Annotated in this window: 20 protein-coding genes; 4 read left to right on the top strand and 16 right to left on the bottom strand. The window is 64.6% G+C overall.

From position 1 onward, the window contains the following. Window positions 1-15: 15 nt before the first annotated feature. Complete coding sequence (locus tag ACIQUG_RS15835; protein ID WP_402323125.1) at window positions 16-1,590, bottom strand: helicase HerA-like C-terminal domain-containing protein; 1,575 nt, start codon at window positions 1,588-1,590, stop codon at window positions 16-18. A gap of 250 nt (window positions 1,591-1,840) precedes the next feature. Between ACIQUG_RS15835 and ACIQUG_RS15830 the strand changes: the two genes are divergently transcribed. Then, a complete protein-coding gene (locus tag ACIQUG_RS15830; protein ID WP_034789243.1) occupies window positions 1,841-2,233 on the top strand; it encodes a hypothetical protein in 393 nt (130 codons plus the stop codon). A 103-nt stretch (window positions 2,234-2,336) separates the two neighbouring features. Here ACIQUG_RS15830 and ACIQUG_RS15825 read toward each other — a convergent pair whose 3' ends face one another. Next, complete coding sequence (locus ACIQUG_RS15825) at window positions 2,337-3,539, bottom strand: CynX/NimT family MFS transporter (protein WP_402323124.1); 1,203 nt, start codon at window positions 3,537-3,539, stop codon at window positions 2,337-2,339. Then, window positions 3,539-4,171, bottom strand: coding sequence for an NAD(P)H:quinone oxidoreductase (gene wrbA, locus ACIQUG_RS15820; protein ID WP_043610952.1), 633 nt, complete (start codon window positions 4,169-4,171; stop codon window positions 3,539-3,541). The genes ACIQUG_RS15825 and wrbA overlap by 1 nt, the downstream gene beginning before the upstream one ends. Window positions 4,172-4,277: 106 nt before the next feature. On the opposite strand from wrbA, the gene ACIQUG_RS15815 reads away from it, so the two are divergent. After that, window positions 4,278-5,189: a LysR family transcriptional regulator gene (locus ACIQUG_RS15815; protein WP_402323123.1), complete on the top strand. Its 912-nt coding sequence runs from the start codon at window positions 4,278-4,280 to the stop codon at window positions 5,187-5,189. On the opposite strand, the gene ACIQUG_RS15810 is transcribed toward ACIQUG_RS15815, so the two are convergent. The 3 genes from ACIQUG_RS15810 to ACIQUG_RS15800 form a co-directional block, all read right to left on the bottom strand. Continuing rightward, a complete protein-coding gene (locus ACIQUG_RS15810) occupies window positions 5,186-6,346 on the bottom strand; it encodes an MFS transporter (RefSeq protein ID WP_402323122.1) in 1,161 nt (386 codons plus the stop codon). The two genes, ACIQUG_RS15815 and ACIQUG_RS15810, sit on opposite strands and share 4 nt — an antisense overlap. A 200-nt stretch (window positions 6,347-6,546) precedes the next feature. Beyond that, window positions 6,547-7,383: an aldo/keto reductase gene (locus ACIQUG_RS15805; RefSeq protein WP_402323121.1), complete on the bottom strand. Its 837-nt coding sequence runs from the start codon at window positions 7,381-7,383 to the stop codon at window positions 6,547-6,549. 104 nt (window positions 7,384-7,487) lie between these two features. Then, window positions 7,488-8,669 (bottom strand): MFS transporter, encoded by a 1,182-nt coding sequence (locus ACIQUG_RS15800; protein WP_060603996.1) that lies wholly within the window; start codon window positions 8,667-8,669, stop codon window positions 7,488-7,490. Window positions 8,670-8,807: 138 nt separating this feature from the next. Here ACIQUG_RS15800 and ACIQUG_RS15795 point away from each other — a divergent pair, with 138 nt between their 5' ends. Further along, window positions 8,808-9,701, top strand: coding sequence for a LysR family transcriptional regulator (locus ACIQUG_RS15795; RefSeq protein ID WP_402323120.1), 894 nt, complete (start codon window positions 8,808-8,810; stop codon window positions 9,699-9,701). A 21-nt stretch (window positions 9,702-9,722) separates the two neighbouring features. Here ACIQUG_RS15795 and tam read toward each other — a convergent pair whose 3' ends face one another. From tam to ACIQUG_RS15765, 6 genes are all read right to left on the bottom strand, one after another. After that, a complete protein-coding gene (gene tam, locus ACIQUG_RS15790; RefSeq protein WP_402323119.1) occupies window positions 9,723-10,496 on the bottom strand; it encodes a trans-aconitate 2-methyltransferase in 774 nt (257 codons plus the stop codon). A gap of 11 nt (window positions 10,497-10,507) precedes the next feature. Next, complete coding sequence (locus ACIQUG_RS15785) at window positions 10,508-11,170, bottom strand: haloacid dehalogenase type II (RefSeq protein ID WP_034789254.1); 663 nt, start codon at window positions 11,168-11,170, stop codon at window positions 10,508-10,510. Between the two features lie 190 nt (window positions 11,171-11,360). Continuing rightward, on the bottom strand, window positions 11,361-11,921 hold the full coding sequence (locus tag ACIQUG_RS15780; RefSeq protein ID WP_402323118.1) for a phosphatase: 561 nt from the start codon (window positions 11,919-11,921) through the stop codon (window positions 11,361-11,363). A 106-nt stretch (window positions 11,922-12,027) separates the two neighbouring features. Continuing rightward, window positions 12,028-12,711 (bottom strand): YoaK family protein, encoded by a 684-nt coding sequence (locus tag ACIQUG_RS15775; RefSeq protein ID WP_402323117.1) that lies wholly within the window; start codon window positions 12,709-12,711, stop codon window positions 12,028-12,030. A gap of 96 nt (window positions 12,712-12,807) precedes the next feature. Next, a complete protein-coding gene (locus ACIQUG_RS15770; protein WP_402323116.1) occupies window positions 12,808-13,848 on the bottom strand; it encodes a zinc-dependent alcohol dehydrogenase family protein in 1,041 nt (346 codons plus the stop codon). Further along, a complete protein-coding gene (locus ACIQUG_RS15765; protein ID WP_402323115.1) occupies window positions 13,845-14,378 on the bottom strand; it encodes a GNAT family N-acetyltransferase in 534 nt (177 codons plus the stop codon). Before ACIQUG_RS15765 ends, ACIQUG_RS15770 begins: the two co-directional genes overlap by 4 nt. Window positions 14,379-14,529: 151 nt before the next feature. Between ACIQUG_RS15765 and ACIQUG_RS15760 the strand changes: the two genes are divergently transcribed. After that, a complete protein-coding gene (locus ACIQUG_RS15760; protein WP_402323114.1) occupies window positions 14,530-15,411 on the top strand; it encodes a branched-chain amino acid aminotransferase in 882 nt (293 codons plus the stop codon). 74 nt (window positions 15,412-15,485) lie between these two features. Here the strand turns inward: ACIQUG_RS15760 and ACIQUG_RS15755 are convergent, their stop codons facing one another. The 4 genes from ACIQUG_RS15755 to ACIQUG_RS15740 form a co-directional block, all read right to left on the bottom strand. After that, a complete protein-coding gene (locus ACIQUG_RS15755) occupies window positions 15,486-16,001 on the bottom strand; it encodes a hypothetical protein (protein ID WP_402323113.1) in 516 nt (171 codons plus the stop codon). Between the two features lie 184 nt (window positions 16,002-16,185). Further along, window positions 16,186-16,767 (bottom strand): TetR/AcrR family transcriptional regulator, encoded by a 582-nt coding sequence (locus ACIQUG_RS15750; RefSeq protein ID WP_402323112.1) that lies wholly within the window; start codon window positions 16,765-16,767, stop codon window positions 16,186-16,188. Window positions 16,768-16,915: 148 nt separating this feature from the next. Next, window positions 16,916-17,257, bottom strand: a complete 342-nt coding sequence (locus tag ACIQUG_RS15745) for a hypothetical protein (protein WP_402323111.1) — start codon at window positions 17,255-17,257, stop codon at window positions 16,916-16,918. Window positions 17,258-17,473: 216 nt separating this feature from the next. Next, window positions 17,474-17,812, bottom strand: coding sequence for a hypothetical protein (locus ACIQUG_RS15740; protein ID WP_402323110.1), 339 nt, complete (start codon window positions 17,810-17,812; stop codon window positions 17,474-17,476). Window positions 17,813-17,867 lie beyond the last annotated feature (55 nt).

Here is a 17,867-nt window from a genome sequence, read left to right as displayed (position 1 = left end):
GTCGGCCGGCCGTGGTTAGCGCCGGCTGAGGCTGCCGAGGATGCCGCGCACCAGGGCGCGGCCGACCTGGGTCGCGACCGTGCGCGCGACCGATTTCATTGCCGCTTCGACGACCGTCTCGCGCTGGTAGCCGGAACTGCGCGGACGCGCCTGCTTGCCGGCCGGTGCCGCCTGATCGTCGTCGCCAAAGCCCGGCAGCGTCCAGCGGCTGCCGCCGGTGCTCGCCTCGCTCGTCTGCTGACCGGCCTGAGCCTGGGCTTCAGCCTGCGCGTCGGACGCCTTCTTGGCGCGTGCTGCCAGGATCTCGTAGGCCGATTCACGGTCGAAATCCTCGTCGTAAAGACCGCGGACCGGGCTGACCTCCATGACCTTCTTTCGCTCGGCCTCGGTCATCGGGCCGACGCGCGACTGCGGCGGGCGCACCAGCGTGCGCTCGACCATCGAGGGTGCGCCCTTGCCTTCGAGCGTGGAGACGAGAGCCTCACCGGTGCCGAGATTGGTGATCACGGTGGCGCAGTCGAAATCCGGGTTCGGGCGGAAGGTGTCGGCGGCGGTCTTCACCGCCTTCTGGTCGCGCGGCGTGTAGGCGCGCAACGCATGCTGGACACGGTTGCCGAGCTGGCCGAGAACCGTGTCCGGCACGTCGAGCGGGTTCTGGGTGACGAAATAGACACCGACGCCCTTGGAGCGGATCAGGCGCACGACCTGTTCCACGCGCTCGATCAGTGCCTTCGGCGCGTCGTTGAAGAGCAGGTGCGCCTCGTCGAAGAAGAAGACGAGCTTCGGCTTGTCCGGGTCGCCCACTTCCGGCAGTTCCTCGAACAGTTCCGACAGCAGCCAGAGCAGGAAGGTGGCGTAGAGCCGCGGGTTCATCATCAGCTTGTCGGCGGCAAGCACCGAGATCGCGCCGCGACCGTCATTGGTGGTGCGCATGATGTCGGAGATCTTCAGTGCCGGCTCGCCGAAGAAATGTTCGGCACCCTGCTGTTCGAGGATCAGCAACTCGCGCTGGATCGAGCCGACCGAGGACTTGGAAATGAAACCGAACTGGTTGGAGAGCGCGCTGGCGTTGTCGCCCATGTAGTTGAGCAGCGCCTGCAGATCCTTGAGGTCGAGCAACGGCAGTCCGCCCTCGTCGGCAATCTTGAAGGCGATGTTGAGCACGCCTTCTTGCGCGTCGGTCGCATTCATCAGCCGCGACAGCAGCAGCGGGCCCATCTCCGACATGGTGGTGCGGACGCGATGGCCCTTTTCACCGTAGAGATCCCAGAAGATGACCGGGAATTCCTGAAACTCGTACGGGTTCGTCGGCAGGCCGATCTGTTCGGCACGCTTCAAGATGAAATCCTTGGCCTCGCCGATCGCGCCGATGCCGGAGAGGTCGCCCTTGACGTCGGCGCAGAAGACCGGGACGCCCGCGTTGGAAAAGCCTTCGGCGAGCACCTGCAGGGTGATCGTCTTGCCGGTGCCGGTGGCGCCGGTGACCAGACCGTGGCGGTTGCCAAACTTGAGCTCCAGATACTCGCCCTTGTTGATCGAATCATCAGGCTTGCGGCTGGTGCCGATAAAGAGCTTGCCTTCTTCCAACATGTGGGCTTCATCTCCGTTTCATCAATGAAAGCGGGCGGTTCGCAGTGTCGCGGTGTCGCGCCGTCATCGAAATGTGCCTGGATTTCTGTTATAGGTGGTGCGGTTGCGCCCGGCAACAAGGCTGTGCCCATCCGCGACCGGAAAGCGGCGATATAGACGGGTCGATAGTCACGGCTCACGGCTTGTTATTTGGTGAGTGATCATTTACCTTGACGTCAACGTCAAAAATCCAAAATGAGGGAGTTTCTCCATGAATGAACTGGTCACGCGCGTTGCTGAAAATGTCGGCATCGAGCCGGCAACGGCCGAAAAGGCTGTCGGCATGATCCTCGGCTTCTTGCAGCGCGAAGCCGCCGACGGTCCGGTTGCCCAGATGATCGAAGCGATCCCGGGCGCGTCCGAGCTGATCGCGCAGTACAACGGCGAAGGCACCGGCGGCGGCGGCCTGCTCGGCGGTCTGATGTCGGCGATCGGTGGCGGCGGCGTCATGGCGCTTGGCCAGCAGCTGATGAGCCAGGGCCTCGGCATGGGTGAAATCACCGGGCTTGCCAAGGAAACCATCGCATTCGCCAAGGAGAAGGCTGGCGCCGACGTGGTCGACGAAGTCGTCGCTTCGGTTCCGGGCCTCAGCCAGTTCGTCTGATACGGGTTCGTCTGATACGGGTTCGCCTGATACGGTCGTCTCGACTGCAAAAACGAAACCCACCGGCATCTGCCGGTGGGTTTTTTGTTGGCTGCGGCTGGTCTCAGCGTTCGGGTCTGCTTTCCCGTAGCGTCCGTTCGAGTGTGGGCGCCAGCGCGATGCAAAGAACGGCGCCGGCGCCGATGAAGACCGCCCCTGAAGCCCATCCGTAGTGTTCGATTGCGGTTCCGACCGCAACAGGGCCGACGAGCTGCCCGAAGTTGCTGCCCTGCATCAGCAGGCCCATCGTCATTGGCGCAAGCACCGGACGCGGCGACAGGAGTGGCACAGAAGAGATCAGCGTCGCTGGGATGAGCCCGCCGATCGCGGAAAACAGGATGCAGAGCGCCAGGATCAGATGTCCGCCTGACGGGCTCAGGAAAATCCAAAGGCCGGCCAGGCCGGTCAGCAATGCGGCACTCGCGACCAGCCTGCCGCGGGCAAAGCCGCGGGACAGCAGATGGCCGGCCGCCAGATTGCCGAAGACGTTCACCAGGGTGATGACGGCGCTCAAGAGGCCAACGGTCCCAAGTGAGACCTGCAGCCGCTCGATCAGCAGGATCGGGAGAAAGCTGGAAAGCGTGAAGCTCATCAGGCTGTAGAGCGAGAACAGCACGAAGAGCAGCACGGGGCCGCGGCTCGTCAGCGTTTCCGCGGCACCGTCCCTGAAGCGCGTGGTGACACGCGATGCTTGCCGGGACGGCGAAACGGCGAGGAAGATGGAGACGAGGCTCGCAAGCGTGAGCAAGCCGTTGCTCCACCAGATCGCCTGCCAGTCGGCAAAGGCAGGCCCCGTCAGCATGGCGATCGCCATGCCCGCGGGCATGAAACAGCTCCAGAGCGCAAAGACGACATCGCGGCGCTCCTGCGTCACCAGCCGCATGAGGATGGCGGGGCCGGCGACGACGACCAGTAGAAAGCCGAAGCCTTCAACGATGCGCGACACCAGAAGCAGCGTGAATATCGGGCTCGCGGCGCCGGCAAAGGAACCGAGCGCCAGCAGCGCCATGCCGATGCCAAGCAGACGACGGTCGCCCGCCGCCGTGACGAATGCGCCGGCGGCCATGCCCCCGACGACGCCGACGATGGCGAAGACGGAGGTGATCCAGCCGAGGGCGGAGAGGTTAAGCCCTAGATCGGACTGCAGCAGCGGCCCGGCAATCAAGCCCTTACCCACCTGCATGGCGGCGACCACACCGGCCGCAACCACGGTTGTCACGCCGGTCCAATCGGTTCTGTCCCGGATAAGGATTGCCGTGGCGGTCATCACGCGGGCTCCGGCACGCGCGCACGGCCGGCGACGAGGGCGGCCGTGAGCTGCGCGATGTGGCGACCCTGAAAGCGCGCGCCGTTCAGTTCGTTGGCGCTCGGTTGGCGATCGCCGCCACGGCCGTTGTCGGCCAGCGTGGTGGCGCCATAGGGAGAGCCGCCGGTGATTTCGTCCATGCGCATCTGGTCCTTGAACGTATAGGGCAGGCCGACGATCACCATGCCCAGATGCAAGAGAACCGTATGGGTGGCAAGGATCGTCGCTTCCTGGCCGCCATGCTGGCTGCCGCTCGAGGTGAAGACCCCGCCGACGCGCCCCACCAGCGCGTCCTGCGCCCAGATGCCGCCCGCCTGGTCGAGAAAATTCTTCATCTGCGCCGCCATGCTGCCGAATCGGGTCGGCGTGCCGATGATGATCGCATCGTAGTCGGGAAGTTCCGCGACCGTGGCGACAGGCGCCTCCTGGTCGCGCTTGTAGCCTGCCTTGATCGCGACCGCCTCGGGCACGATCTCCGGCACACGCTTCAACGCGACGTCGGCGCCGGCGGCGCGGGCGCCCTCGGCCACCGCCTTCGCCATGGTTTCGATATGGCCGTAGGAGGAATAGTAAAGTACGAGCACCTTGGTCATTCCGCTGTCCTTTCTGGAGAACATCTCTGTTCAAGCAAAAGATGGGTGCTTTTCTTGATCTCTTGGAGTGATATAATTTTCATCAAGATGATCTATGGAATCGATCATGCTGGATGCGCTCACTCTCGATCAGATGCGGACCTTCGTGACCGTCGCCGAAAGCGGAAGCTTCCGCGCCGGCGCCGCCAGGCTCTTACGAGTGCAATCGGCCATCAGCCACGCCATCGCCAACATGGAGGCCGAACTCGGTGTCGCCCTGTTCGACCGTTCCGGCCATCGGCCGGTCCTGACGGCGGAAGGGCAGGCGCTGCTCGCCAACGCCCGCGACATCCTGCTCAGGGTGGACGCGATGCGCGCCCGGGCACGCGGGCTCGGCGAAGGCATCGAGCTTGAGGTTTCCCTGGCCGTCGACACGCTGTTTCCGATCGAGACCGTCGGCCTGGCGCTGAAGGAGATGCGGGACGCCTATCCGGATGTGTCCATCCGGCTTGCGGTCCTGCCGCTCGGCGGGCCGCTCGATGGCCTGGTCGATCGCCGCTTCACGCTCGGCATCACTGTCGGCGAGGATTTCCGCGATCCGGCGATCGCCCGCCGGGCGCTTGCGACGGTCGAACTCGTCGCGGTCGTCGCTGCAAATCATCCCTTGGGCCTGCGCGCAGGGGGAGATGTGCTCGATACTGCCGAGCTTGCGGACCATCTGCAGATCGTCCTCTCGGATCCGTCGCAGCGTACGGTCGGGCGCGACTTCGGCGTGCTCTCGCCGCAAACCTGCCGCGTCAGCAGCCAGGACACGAAACATGCGATGATCCGTTCGGGCCTAGGCTGGGGTCGGCTGCCGTTCTGGCAGGTGGAGCGCGACCTTGCCGAAGGCCGGCTCGTGCGCATGCCGACGGCCGCTCTCGGCCGCAACAGTCAGGTGGGGGCCGAGGCCTATCTCATTCACCGGATCGACGAGCCGCTCGGACCCGCCGCCCGCGTTTTCAGCGAGGCTCTCGCCCGGATCTGCGCCGAGGGCTAGCGTCGGCCGTTGAGCGCGAAAGCAAACGTGAAGACTACGAGCACGAGGCCCACGCCGAGCGGGCCGGCGACCGGATTGATGAAGTTCATCAGCGCGCCGGTCGCGCCAGAGCCAGCGGCACTGCCGGCGGCATAGGCGAGCGAAAAGGCAGCGCTGCCGGCAACCAGCATGCTGCCGCGATACTCTTCCCCGAGCATGGTGAGTGCTGCCGTATAGAGCGCGAAGCTCGCTGCGCCGATGAAGGCGAACGTCAGAAGCAGCGCCACGTCGGACGAGAGGAACGGCACGAGAAGATAGCCGGTGGCAGCGACCGCGGCAGCCGAGATCGCCACCCGGCGGCGCGGCAGCCGGTCGAGAAGCACACCGATGAACGGCTGCGCGAGTGCCGTCGGTATCGCCAGGGCCGTGACGCTGAGCGCGGCAAAGGCCTGGCTGTGGCCCGTCTTGACGAAATAGACAGGCATGGCCGAGATCGCCGCGATATCGGCAAAACCGAACATCAGCACCATGAGGATCAGGATTGGCGCCTTCTTGAAAAAGGCGAAGAGGTCACGCGTCGAGGTGGGCTCTGGCCGGGTGCGGGCGCCCATGGTCAGAAGCCCGGTGAGGAACGCGACCAGCGCGATGTAGATCGCCAGGAGGGCAAAGCCGAGGCCGCCGCTGGTGCCAAGCAGAGGGATCGCCAGCGGACCCGCGGCAAAGCCGCCGCACATGCCGGCACCATAGAGGCCGGAGACGCGGCCGCGCAGCCGGTCCGGGCAGGCAGTGTTCAGCCACGCTTCACCGAGCATGAAGACCATACTGACGAAAAAGCCGAGCGCAAAGCGGGCGACAAACCAGATGACGAGTTCAGACGTCGAGGCCAGCGTCGCGAGACAGATGGAGCAGCCGATGAGGCTGGCGATGATCAGCTTGTCGGCGGAGGCGAGCCGGGTCAGCCGGCCGAGAATAAGGGTCGCAACGCCGAGACCGGCGGCAAAGCCCATGGCGTTAAGACCGATCATGCCGGCCGAGACGCCGCGGCTCTCAAGCGAAAGCGAGATCAGCGGATAGGTGAGCCCCTGCGCCACCGAGAAAGCGGTGACACCGAGAACGACGGCGATGATCGCCGGCCAGTCGGGAGCAAAATCGCTCGCCTGCGCCTCATGCAACGACATCGCCCCCTCCCTCTGATCGGTGTCTTCAAGGCGATGTCCATATCGTATCCGCCGCCGGCAGGGAATTGGCCGGCGGCGAAATGACTGAGCGGGATGAGGAAAAGTGTGCGCGGTTTTCCGCTCGCATCCCGCTCCAATCCAAGAGGCGGGATGAGGAAAAGTGTGCGCGGTTCTCCGCCCGCATCCCGCCCAACCTAAGATCAGGCGGCCTTGTCCCAGACCGGCGCGAGGCCTTCCGGATTGACGATGCGGCCGTCTGCACGCGCAAGCGCGTGGATCTCGGCCATTTCGCCGTCGCCGAGCGCGAAGTCGAAGATCGCGAAGTTTTCCTTCAGCCGATCGATCGTCGCGGTCTTCGAAAGCGTGATCACGTCCTTCTGCTGCACCAGCCACCGCAGCGCGACTTGTGCTGCCGTCTTGCCGTGGCGGGCGCCGATCTCCTTCAGGAGCGGATCGTTCGGCACCTTGCCGTTCGCCATCGCGTAGTATGCGGTGATCGACATGCCGTGCTTGCGGGCGGTCTGAAGCACTTTGGTCTGGTCGAGATAGGGGTGGTACTCGACCTGGTTGGTGGCGATCGGCGCGTCGCTGAGGCTCACGGCCTCTTCCATCTGCGCCGTGTTGAAGTTGCTCACGCCGATGTGGCGGACCTTGCCGGCCTTGTGCACTTCGTTGAGGGCGCCAATGCGCTCGGCCATCGGCACGTCGCTGCCGCCCGGCCAGTGCAGGAGCAACAGATCGACATGGTCGGTCCGCAGCTTCTTCAGGCTTTCGTCGACCGAAGCGAGGAAGTCGCGGTGGGCATACTTGTCGACCCAGACCTTGGTGGTGAGGAAGATATCGGCACGGGAGACACCGGAATTCTGGATCGCTTCACCGACTTCGGCCTCGTTGCCGTAGATCTGTGCGGTGTCCACGTGGTGGAAGCCGAGCTTCAAGGCTTCCGGCAGAACGCGCAGCACATCGGCGCCGGGCATGCGGAAAGTGCCGAAGCCGAGCGCCGGGATGTTGGCGCCGTTGGAATTGACGGAATGCATGGTGGGTAACTCCTTGTACTTGGCATGTTATGCTTGATGCGCGCCCGGCCGCTTGGCCGGGCGAAAAAGGAATGAGGCTATAGGTGGTCCTCGGCAACGGCGGTTCAAGCCGTTTGGTAGGCCGCCCCGGTGCGACGATCAAGGGCGCCGCTGAGCAGCGTCAACAGCAGGGCTGCGGCGACGAGCAGGGCACCGATGACGGGCGTCATGCCGAGGCCGAGCGGCGAGGCGACGATCACGCCACCGAGCCAGGCACCGACGGCGATGCCGAGGTTGAAGGCCGCGATGTTGAGCGCCGAGGCGACATCGACGGCGCCGGGACGGTGCTGCTTGGCAAGCTGCACCACATAGAGCTGCAGGCCCGGCACATTGGCGAAGGACAGGAAGCCGAGTGCGGCAAGGGTGACCAGCGTCAGCACCGGCGAAGGCGCCGTGAAGGTGAAGAGCACGAGCACGGCCGCCTGCGCAAGGAACAGGCCGATCAGCGCCTTGACCGGGTCGCGGTTGGCGATCTTGCCGCCGGCAATGTTGCCGATGGCGATCGCGATCCCGTAGAGCACCAGGATCAGGCTGACGGCGCTTTCCGAAAAGCCGGTGATGTCCTGCAGGATCGGCGCGAGGAACGTGAAGGCGACGAACGTTCCACCGTAACCAAGCGCGGTCATGGCAAAGACGATCAGCAGGCGGCCGGAGCCGAGCACGCGAACCTGGTCGATGAGCTTGGCCGGCGGGGCCTTGGAGAGCGTGTTCGGCAACAGGGCGGCGATCGCGACAAGGGCGACGACGCCGAGACCGGTCACGGCCCAGAAGGTGGCGCGCCAGCCGAAGGTCTGGCCGATCCAGGTGCCGAGCGGCACGCCGGTGACGATCGCGACGGTGAGGCCCATGAACATCATGGCAATGGCCGAAGCGCGGCGGTCTTCCGGTACGAGGTCGGCGGCAATGGTCGAACCGACCGAGAAGAACACGCCATGGGCAAAGGCGGAAATGACTCGGGCGACGAGCAGCGGTTCATAGCTCGGCGACAATGCTGCGGCGGCGTTGCCGACGATGAACAGCGCCATCAGGCCGATCAGCAGCGGCTTGCGCTCGATCCGGCCGGTGAGGGCGGTCAGCACCGGCGCGCCGAAGGTGACGCCGAGCGCATAGACGCTGACGATCAGGCCGGCGAGCGGCAGGGTGACATTGAGGTCGGTGGCGACCGTCGGCAGGAGGCCGACGATCACGAATTCCGTGGTTCCGATCGCATAGGCCGCGATCGTCAGCGCAAGTATGGCAATAGGCACGACGAGACCTTTCCCACCCGGCTGGGAGTACCGGGCGTGTGGCTGTTGTTGAAGTCGGGCGGAATATGAGCCTTTGCACTCCTTGCGATAATACGCATAATCAGACAAACGTTTGTGAATTCAGTTCAAAGGACGAGCATGGACAACCGGGCGGGTGAGATGGAGGTTTTTGTCGCCGTGTCGGAGACCCGCAGCTTCTCTGCTGCAGCGCGGCGTCTGAAACTGTCGCCGTCGGCGGTCAGCAAGCTGGTGACCCGCATCGAGGATCGGCTCGGCACGCGCCTTCTCGTGCGCTCGACCCGCACCTTGCAACTCACACCGGAGGGCGAAGTCTATTTCCAGCGGGCGCAACGGATCCTCGGAGATATTGCCGAGACCGAGCACGTGGTTGCCGCCGGCGGACGCATGGCGCCGCGCGGGCTCTTGCGGGTGAACGCCGCCGTCGGTTTCGGCGAGCGCTACATCATGCCGCTCGCGCCGGAGTTCCTGGCGCGATACCCGGAAGTCCAGCTCGACCTGACGCTGACCGACAGCATGATCGATGTGGTCGGCGAACGCACGGACGTGGCGATCCGCACCGGACCGCTGCGCGACTCATCCCTGAAGGCGCGCAAGCTGATGGAAACACGGCCGGTGGTGATCGCTTCGCCCGCCTACCTGGAAAAGCACGGGATCCCGAAAAGCCCTGACGATCTCGACGGCCACAATTGCATTCGTTTCAATTTCCGCCGCAGCGTCGACGAATGGGCGTTTCGCATGCCTGGCCAGTCTCAGATCGAGCACCGAACGGTCTCTGGCAACATGCAGGTTTCGAGCGGCTCGATCGTCCGCCAGCTCTGCCTTGCCGGGGTCGGCATCGGCCGGATCGGCCGGTTTCATGTCGAGCCGGATTTCGAGGCGGCAACGCTGGTGCCGCTGCTCGAGGACTATCAGTCGGGTGATATCGAGACGGTCTATGCCGTCTATGCCGGCCATGAGCATCTCGCGGCCCGCATCCGCGCCTTCATCGATTTTCTCGCCGAGCGCATGTAAGCGCCCGGCGGGCAGACGAAGTCAGGCCGCCTTCACCGCCAGGATGAAGAACCGCGGAAAACGCAGGAGCACCTTGCCGTCGCTCGTCGCCGGATAGGCTGCGCGTATCCCGTCGGTGTAGTCGGCGAGAAAGCCGCTCCGCCGGCCCTCGGGCAGGGCGTCGAGATAGGGTCTAAGGCCGGTCCCTTTCACCCATTCGACGATCGCCTCCGCATTGGCGAGGCGATGATAGTAGATCGTGTGCCAGACCTCGATACGCGCTGCCCATGGCGCCAGGCATTCGACATAGGTTGCCGGCGGCGGCATCGGGTTGCGGCGGATGGTCTTGCCGGCAAAGGCCTCAGCGAAAGCCGGGCTGCGCGCGGTCTCTTCCATCAGCACGTGGGTCGGCTCTGCGAGATTGTCCGGCATCTGCACCGCGAGTGTGCCGCAGGGCGCGAGCGCCTTCATCAGCCTTTCGAAGATCGTGAGATGGTTCGGAAGCCATTGGAAGACGGCGTTGCCGTAAAACAGCGAGGCGCCGGCGGGAGGAACCCAGCTCGCAAGATCCGCCTTTTCGAAGGATACTCCGGGCAACCGCTTGGCGGCGGCAACGAGCATGTTCTCGTCGCTGTCGAGGCCGGAAAGTGTGCTCCAGGGAAACCGGTCGCGGATGAGTTCGGTGGAGTTTCCCGGGCCGCAGCCGAGATCGAAGGCGAGGCCTTCCGGCAGGTCGGGCACTTGGGCGAGAAGGTCTCTGGCTGGTCGAGTACGTTCATCTTCGAACTTCAGATACTGCGCGGGCGACCAGGCCATCGGGAACTCCTTCAGATACCGAATTGCAGACTTTCGAGAGAGGGCAGGATCAAGGCAGGCCCGTGATCGCGATATTCGTCCGGCATGTCCGCCCTATTGATCCATACGGTGCGGAAGCCGAACTTCGTTGCCCCGGCAATGTCCCAACGGTTAGACGACTGGAACGACACGGCGTGCGGGTAGAGCCTGTAGCTGGTGGTGACGAGATCGTAGACGGCAGGCGCCGTCTTGAACGCCTTGACCGCATCGACCGAAAAGACGTCGTCGATGACGATATCGAGTGCGGCGTTGCGCACGGCTGACGCGAGCATGGCCGGCGAGCCGTTGGAGAGGATGGCGATCCGCGCCCCGCGCTCCTTGAGGCCCTTCAGGACTGCCGGCACTTCCGGATAGCAGTCGAGCGTCCAGTAGGCGTCGAGCAACCGCTTGCGCAGCTTCGGGTCGGCGGAGGGAAAGCGCGCGAAGGCAAAGTCGAGCGCCTGTTCGGTCAGCTTCCAGAAATCCTGGTAGCTGCCCATCAGCGAGCGCACCCAGGAATATTCGAGCTGCTTGGCGCGCCAGAGTTCGGAAAAAGCCTGCCCGTCCGGACCGATCTCCTCAGCGTGGCGCCTGACGGCCGCATGCACGTCGAAGAGCGTGCCATAGGCGTCAAACACATAGGCCGCGTGGGACATCGTTTCCTCCCGTCTGCTGTCTTCGGCGCTGGCCGACAGGGCACACATGCCACGTCAAAGCCCATCCGAAAACAAAGGCTTACAGCATCATGCCCGATCGGGCAGCACGCTGTCACCGTTCTTTACGCGGATCATGTCAAATATTTGTGCATCGCACAACGGTCGGCCGCTCGAAGGCACGTTTCCTGCCTCAGGCTTTGGCCGGTTTCCAGACTTTCGCCGGGAAGCGTAGCGCCTGCTTGGCGAGCTTGCCCTTGAGCCCGAGCGCCGTATCGCAAAGGTTGACCACATGCCGGTTCGGCTTGGCCTCCGGCCGCAACGCATGCAGGGCTGCAGCAGCGTCTTCCGGCGGCATGTAGCGCGCCAGAATTCCGAGCGTCAGCGCCGTCGCGCGGCCAATGCCCCGCAGGCAATGGACGAGCAGATGCGCGTCCTCGGGCAAACGGTCGACGAAAGCGAAGGCGGCCTCGACCGCCTGCGGGAGTGCCGCATCCGGCTCGTCCGGATCGGTGGTGTCGCCGAAAAACAGTTCCAGGTGATTTTCCGGCAGCAACTCGATCATCGACAGAAGCCGGCTGCCGGGCGCGCGGATGGAGATCAGGTGCGTCGGCGCCCAGAGCGCGCGATTGTGCCGCGCCTCGGTCTGCGAACTGACGATCGCACGGATCGGCCAGCCGGACGGATGCGCCGGATTGGCCTTGAGGATGGGATGGTAAAGTTCATCCGCAGTAACGGCTGCCGCAAGCGCCATGGCAGGACCTCGCTCGTGATTCTTCAGCGCGGATTTTGCCCTGAAACCCGTCCGGGCTTAAGGGCAAAAACTTGGCGAGAGGCGAAAAGCTGTGGCCGGAGCAGGATCAGCCAAGATGGGTGTAGCGCTTCGACCAGCGCGACGGCACGAGAATGGTGGCCAGCGTGAGCCCGGTGCTGAGCGCGAAGGAGGCCCAGAGCGAGGCCGGGCCGAAGTGCCGCTGCAGCACGGCGCCCGCGACGGCGCCTGAGAACATGCCGAGCCAGGGCACGATCTGCATGAGCCATTGGCGGTTGGTGTTGCCGAGCAGCCAGCGTCCGAGGCCGCGCCCGAAACGGGAAAGGGCGCCGGTCACGTAGGTAAGCCCGATCGGCAGACCCTCGATGTGTTCGACGGCGGCGTTGACCAGGCCCATGGCAAGCACGATGCCGTAGAAATAGAAGGGTCGGGGCATCGAGATCCCGAAGCCGGCGCAGAGCATCAGCACCAGACTGACCATCGAGAGGACGCCGACGACGCCGAGCCGTGCGGCTACGATCACGCCGAGCGCGTTGCCGAGGATGAACGCCCCGAGCGCGCCGACCAGCAGCAGGGCGCCGATGAAATCGCCGTCGCCGAGTGCGATCGCCGCCCGGGTCGTGTTGCCGCTCATGAACGAAACGAAGTCGCCGATGCTCAAGAGCCCGATCGCGTCGGTCATGCCGGCGAGAAACGAGATCGTCGCGGCGACGGCCAGCGCCGTGCCGGTGCGCTGCCGCTTGATCAGTCTTCGCCGTCTCGCAATGGTCATCTGCCTTGCCCCCGCTTGCGGACAAGGCTAGCGCATGCGGACGGTGAGTCGGAATGGGCGCGTATCATATTGCCTGCCGACGTTTCCAGCCTGCTATCAGAAACCCGTGATGACGCTGATGCCGAGATCGGTGGCGCGGTCCATGGCGACGAGGGCGGGGATCGCCTCCTCGAGAGAGATTTCCCGGCCGATCAGTTGCTGCGGCTTCAACCTGCCATCGGCGATCATCGCCAGCATGGAGTCGTAGCGCCAGGCCTGCATGCCGTGGCTACCGTAGATTTCGAGCTCGTGGCCGATCACCTGCGCCATCGGGATCTGCGGCGTCGCCTGGTCCCCGAGCATCAGCCCGACCTGGACGTGGCGGCCGCGCCGGCGCAAGTTCTTGATCGAGTTGAAGCAGGTCACGGGATTGCCGAGCGCGTCGATCGAGACATGGGCGCCGCCGCCGGTGATGTCTTTCACTGCCGCTGCCACGTCCCCAACCTCGCGACCATTGATGACCGCGACCGCGCCGAGTTTCCTGGCGAAGGCGAGCTTGTCCTCGGCAATGTCGATCGCGATCGGCTGGGCGCCGAGGGCGGCCGCGATCATGATCGCCGAGAGGCCGACGCCGCCGCAGCCATGCACCGCCACCCACTCGCCGCCCTTGACCTTGGCCTGATCGGCGACGGCGCGGAAGGAGGTGGCGAAGCGGCAGCCGAGGCTCGCCGCCGTGGCGAAATCCATGCTTTCAGGCAGGTGCACGAGGTTCTGGTCGGCAAAGTCGAGCGCCACATATTCGGCAAACGAGCCCCAATGGGTAAAGCCCGGCTGGAACTGCGCCTCGCAGACCTGCTGGTTGCCGGAACGGCATTCGCCGCAGCGGCCGCAGCCGGAAACGAAGGGCACGGTGACGCGGTCGCCGACCTTGTAGCGCATGACGCCGCGGCCGGCGGCAGTCACCACGCCCGCCAGTTCGTGGCCGGGCACATGCGGCAGGCGGATATCGGCATCATGGCCCATCCAACCGTGCCAGTCGGACCGGCAAAGCCCCGTTGCCTCGACCTTGATGACGACACCGTTCTCCGTCGGTGTCGGATCCGGAAGGGTGCGGATTTCCGGCATCTTCTCGAAGGCGTCGTAATACATGGCTTTCATCGGGGCGCTCCTTTTAATGGCTGAATGGGTGGGGCGCGACCGTCGATGTGGCGCGCCATCAGAAATTCGTCGACCTCCCGGTCGCCGTCGCGCATGCCGCCGGGAACGTGCCCGATCTTGTAGAAACCCGCGCGTTCATAAAAGCGGATCGCCGCCGGATTGTCGGCACGCACCACGAGCTCGAGCAGCCGGATACCGGCCGAGCGCGCGTGGTCGGTCAATTGCTGGAGAAGCTGCTGCGCCACGCCGGACCCGCGTGCAGCGTTGCAGACATAGACCATGATGATTGTGCCGCGGTGCGCCAGCCGGCTCGCGCGCTCGCGCATCAGCCCCATGATGCCGACCGGTTCATCGCCGTCGAAGGCCACGAATACGGCGTTGGCGGTCAGCCGCGCCCGCCATTCCTCCGTTGAAAGCCGCTCCCAGTCGGCCGCCGTCGAGGCGAAGGCATCGGGGTCGCGGTTGAGCGCTTCCAGCCTGATGCGGCGGAAGATGTCCACGTCGTCTGCGTCGAGATGCTTGATGCGCACGGCTTTCCCTTTCTTTGCCGAGGAGACTAAGCGAGAGGCCGTCGCGGTACCAGAACGGTCGCCATGACATTTTTTGATAGACCCATTCACCCCGATGCTGTTTTTTCGGGGTATGCGGAAAGACTAGAATAAAAACCTCAAGGAGACGCAGATGGCCGTCGATACATCCCCCCGCTCAGTGACCTGGACCTATGTCGATGGTGAATGGCTCTCGGGCAATCCGCCTCTGATCGGCCCGACCTCGCACGCGATGTGGCTGGGCTCGACGGTATTCGACGGCGCCCGCGTCTTCGACGGTGTCGCCCCCGACCTCGACCTGCATTGCCAGCGCGTCAACCGTTCGGCGACCGCACTTGGCCTGAAGCCTACCATGGCGGCGGAAGAGATCGAGGCGCTGACCTGGGAAGGCGCCAAGAAGTTCGACGGCAAGACAGCACTTTACGTGAAGCCGATGTATTGGGCCGAGCACGGTGCGGCCGGCGTCGTCGCCATCGATCCGGAATCGACCCGTTTTGCGCTTTGCCTGTTCGAGGCGCCGATGGGCAACGGCCATGGCGGCTCGTCGCTGACGCTGTCGCCCTTCCGTCGGCCGACGCTGGAATCGATGCCGACCGACGCCAAGGCAGGTTGCCTCTATCCGAACAACGCGCGCATCCTGACCGAGGCCCGCTCGCGCGGCTTCGACAATGCGCTGGTGCGCGATATGCTCGGCAACATAGCCGAGACCGGCTCTTCCAACGTCTTCCTGGTCAAGGACGGCGTCGTCTTTACGCCGGCTGCCAACCGCACCTTCCTTGCCGGCATCACCCGCTTCCGTGTGATGACGCTGCTGCGCGAAGCCGGTTTCGAAGTGGTCGAGGCAACGCTGACGATGGCCGACTTCGAAGCCGCCGACGAGATCTTCACGTCCGGCAACTACTCCAAAGTGCTGCCGGTCACGCGTCTTGAAAGCCGCGACCTGCAGGCCGGCCCGGTCGCCGCCAAGGCGCGCGATCTCTACATGGACTGGGCGCACGCGGCCCGCGATATCTGACGTAGCCGGGGCCTTCATCAGCGTGTGGCCCCGGCCGCACGCTGATGAAGGCGGCCAACCGTCCTTATCGGACATCAATGCGTGCGCGGAGGGCGCGCCGTGGCTGCGGCGCGCCTGTGGATCAGGTAGGCCTGCACGGTAAGGCCGGACAGGAAAATCACCAGCCAGACAAGCAGTGTTGTTTGCACGATCGGCGATTCCGGCCCGCTGGCAAGGGGTTGCGAGGCGGGCAGGCGTTTCAGCGTTTCGGCGATCGCCGGCACGATCAGCAGGAAGTAGCTGAACGAGAGACCCAGCGTCGTCAGGTACGGCTTCAGGCGTCCGACGAAGGCGAGCCTGTCGACCGCCAGGCTTCCGGCGACCACCGCCAGCGTGACGAGGCCCAGCGCATGCCCCGCGTTGAACCCCCCGGTGCTTGAAAGCCCGGCAGAGGTCAGAACCGCGAGAATGAGCGTGGCGAGGTAGATCTTGCCGGAGCGGGTGGAAGGGGCAATCGCGCCGTAGCGTCCAAAGCCGTAGAGGCCTGCGGCGACAGGGGCGAGACTGATTGCGGTATGGATGATGCCGAGCGTGGAAAGTGGATTTGCCATGAACTTGCTCCTTCAAGTCTCGACCGACTAGTTGGTCGGCGCGGTTGTCAAAAGAAAACGCAATGGTCCCTTTGCCATCGCGTCCGTTACGTCAATTTCTAGCGCCGGCGGCTCGAACCTGCCGTTCCCACGGGAACACCGTGCTGCAAATGTCCATTTTGTCGCCACGGCTTTTGATCCCCCGTCACGGTCCGACCACCAGCCGGTCCAGTGCCGGTCGGGCGATTGCGGAAAACACCGCCGGATCGGAGCCAGCAACGCGTGCGGCGAGCATCGCGCCGTGAACGGTGGCCATGAGGGTCTCGGCCTCAGCCTTCGGTCCATGCGCAGCCTTCAGGTGGCCGCTGGTCACTCCGTCTTCGATCGCCGCACCGAGCCATCCGGAAAGATCGGCAAAATGGCCGCGGACCTGCCCGACGACACTATCGGGCAAGGCGGGGATCTCCGAGGCGAGAAGGGCGCCGATGCAGAAGGGCGCATGCTGCTTCGCGATACAGTCTTCCCAGTAGCCGACATAGGCTTCGAGCCGGGCGACCGGATCGCTGACGGCGGCAAACAGTCCCTCGACGCTGCGGCGATTGTTGTTGCGGTAGCGGGCAAGCACGGCGGTTGCGAGGTCGGCCTTGGTCGGGAAGTGATGATGGATGGTCGCCTTGCCGACGGCCAGTTCGGCGGAGATGTCGGCATAGCTGAACGCATTGTAGCCTCTCGACACCATGAGGCGCTCGGCTGCGTCCAGGATTCTCTCGTGGGTATCGCTTACCATGACCAAGATCTATCAACGGCGCTGTTGAAGCTCAAGCGACATGCCATGTCCGTAACGCGGCTGTGTCGCAGTCGTCGAAGCAGGCAGCCACATCCAGCCGGTCTGCTTGACCGGCTGGGCGTCGATGGTTGCCGATGCGGCCGCTGGCCTATCGGCCCTGCAGGATCTTGATGAGGTTCACCGTTGGCCCTTGGTTGCTCGTGAGCTGTCGGACGTCGGCATATTTGAGCCGGCCGGACGCCAAGGCGTTAACGATGCGCTTGCACACGACAGCCTGAACCTTGCCCGGTGGAACGCTGATCAGCAAGGCGCCGTAGTCGCGGTCGGCTTTCGACCACTTCTTGCTGACGCAATCCTTGTGCAGCGCCTTTTGCATGGCCGGGCTGCCCTGGACCGCGGTCTGCAGGCGGGCATATTCGTCCTGTGATGGTGCGCAGGCGGCAAGGGTCGTGAGGGCAACAACAAGTGAGGCGATGTGTAGGGACTTCATGACAATCTCCGGTTGGTATCGTCCCGGTAATTGCATGTGTATCGATTCGCAACTCGTTGTGGCCGACGGTGGCAGGTTGTGACGGGCTGGAGATCGCACCACGGACCGTCGCCACCGCGACCGGGTTAAAACGTCGAGTGCCCGCGCCTCGTGGCTCAGTCAGGCATAACCGGCCGGGCCGCGATAGCTGTCGCCCGCGACCCTCCGCTCATTGATCTACTGTGCCTTCGTCGGAACGGCGATGTTGACCGTATCGGGTGTCAGTTCGCCGCCGAGCTCCACCGTCTTCTTCTGCTTGTCGAAGACGCAGATCTGGGTCACGGCGGTGTCGGATCCCTTGGGCGTGCCGATCACCAGCGCCAGGCCGAAGCTTTCCGAGCCGAAGGGGTCGACGACCGCGCTTGCCTTTTCCAGTGACGCGGCGGCCGCCAGGCACTTTTCCGAGACCTCTGCCCGGAAACTTTCCCATGCATCGCCGGAGGAGGCGGCAGCCGTGGACGCAATGAACGTTGTGGCGGCGGCGAGGGCGAAGGCGGGGATGAGACGCTGCGGCATGGATTGTCCTTTATGCATGGTTGCAACGGTCGCGAAGCTGCACGCGAACCGTGGC

This window comes from Ensifer sp. NPDC090286 (assembly GCF_044769565.1).
GTDB lineage: Bacteria > Pseudomonadota > Alphaproteobacteria > Rhizobiales > Rhizobiaceae > Ensifer.
This window is presented reverse-complemented; position numbering and strand designations above follow the sequence as displayed.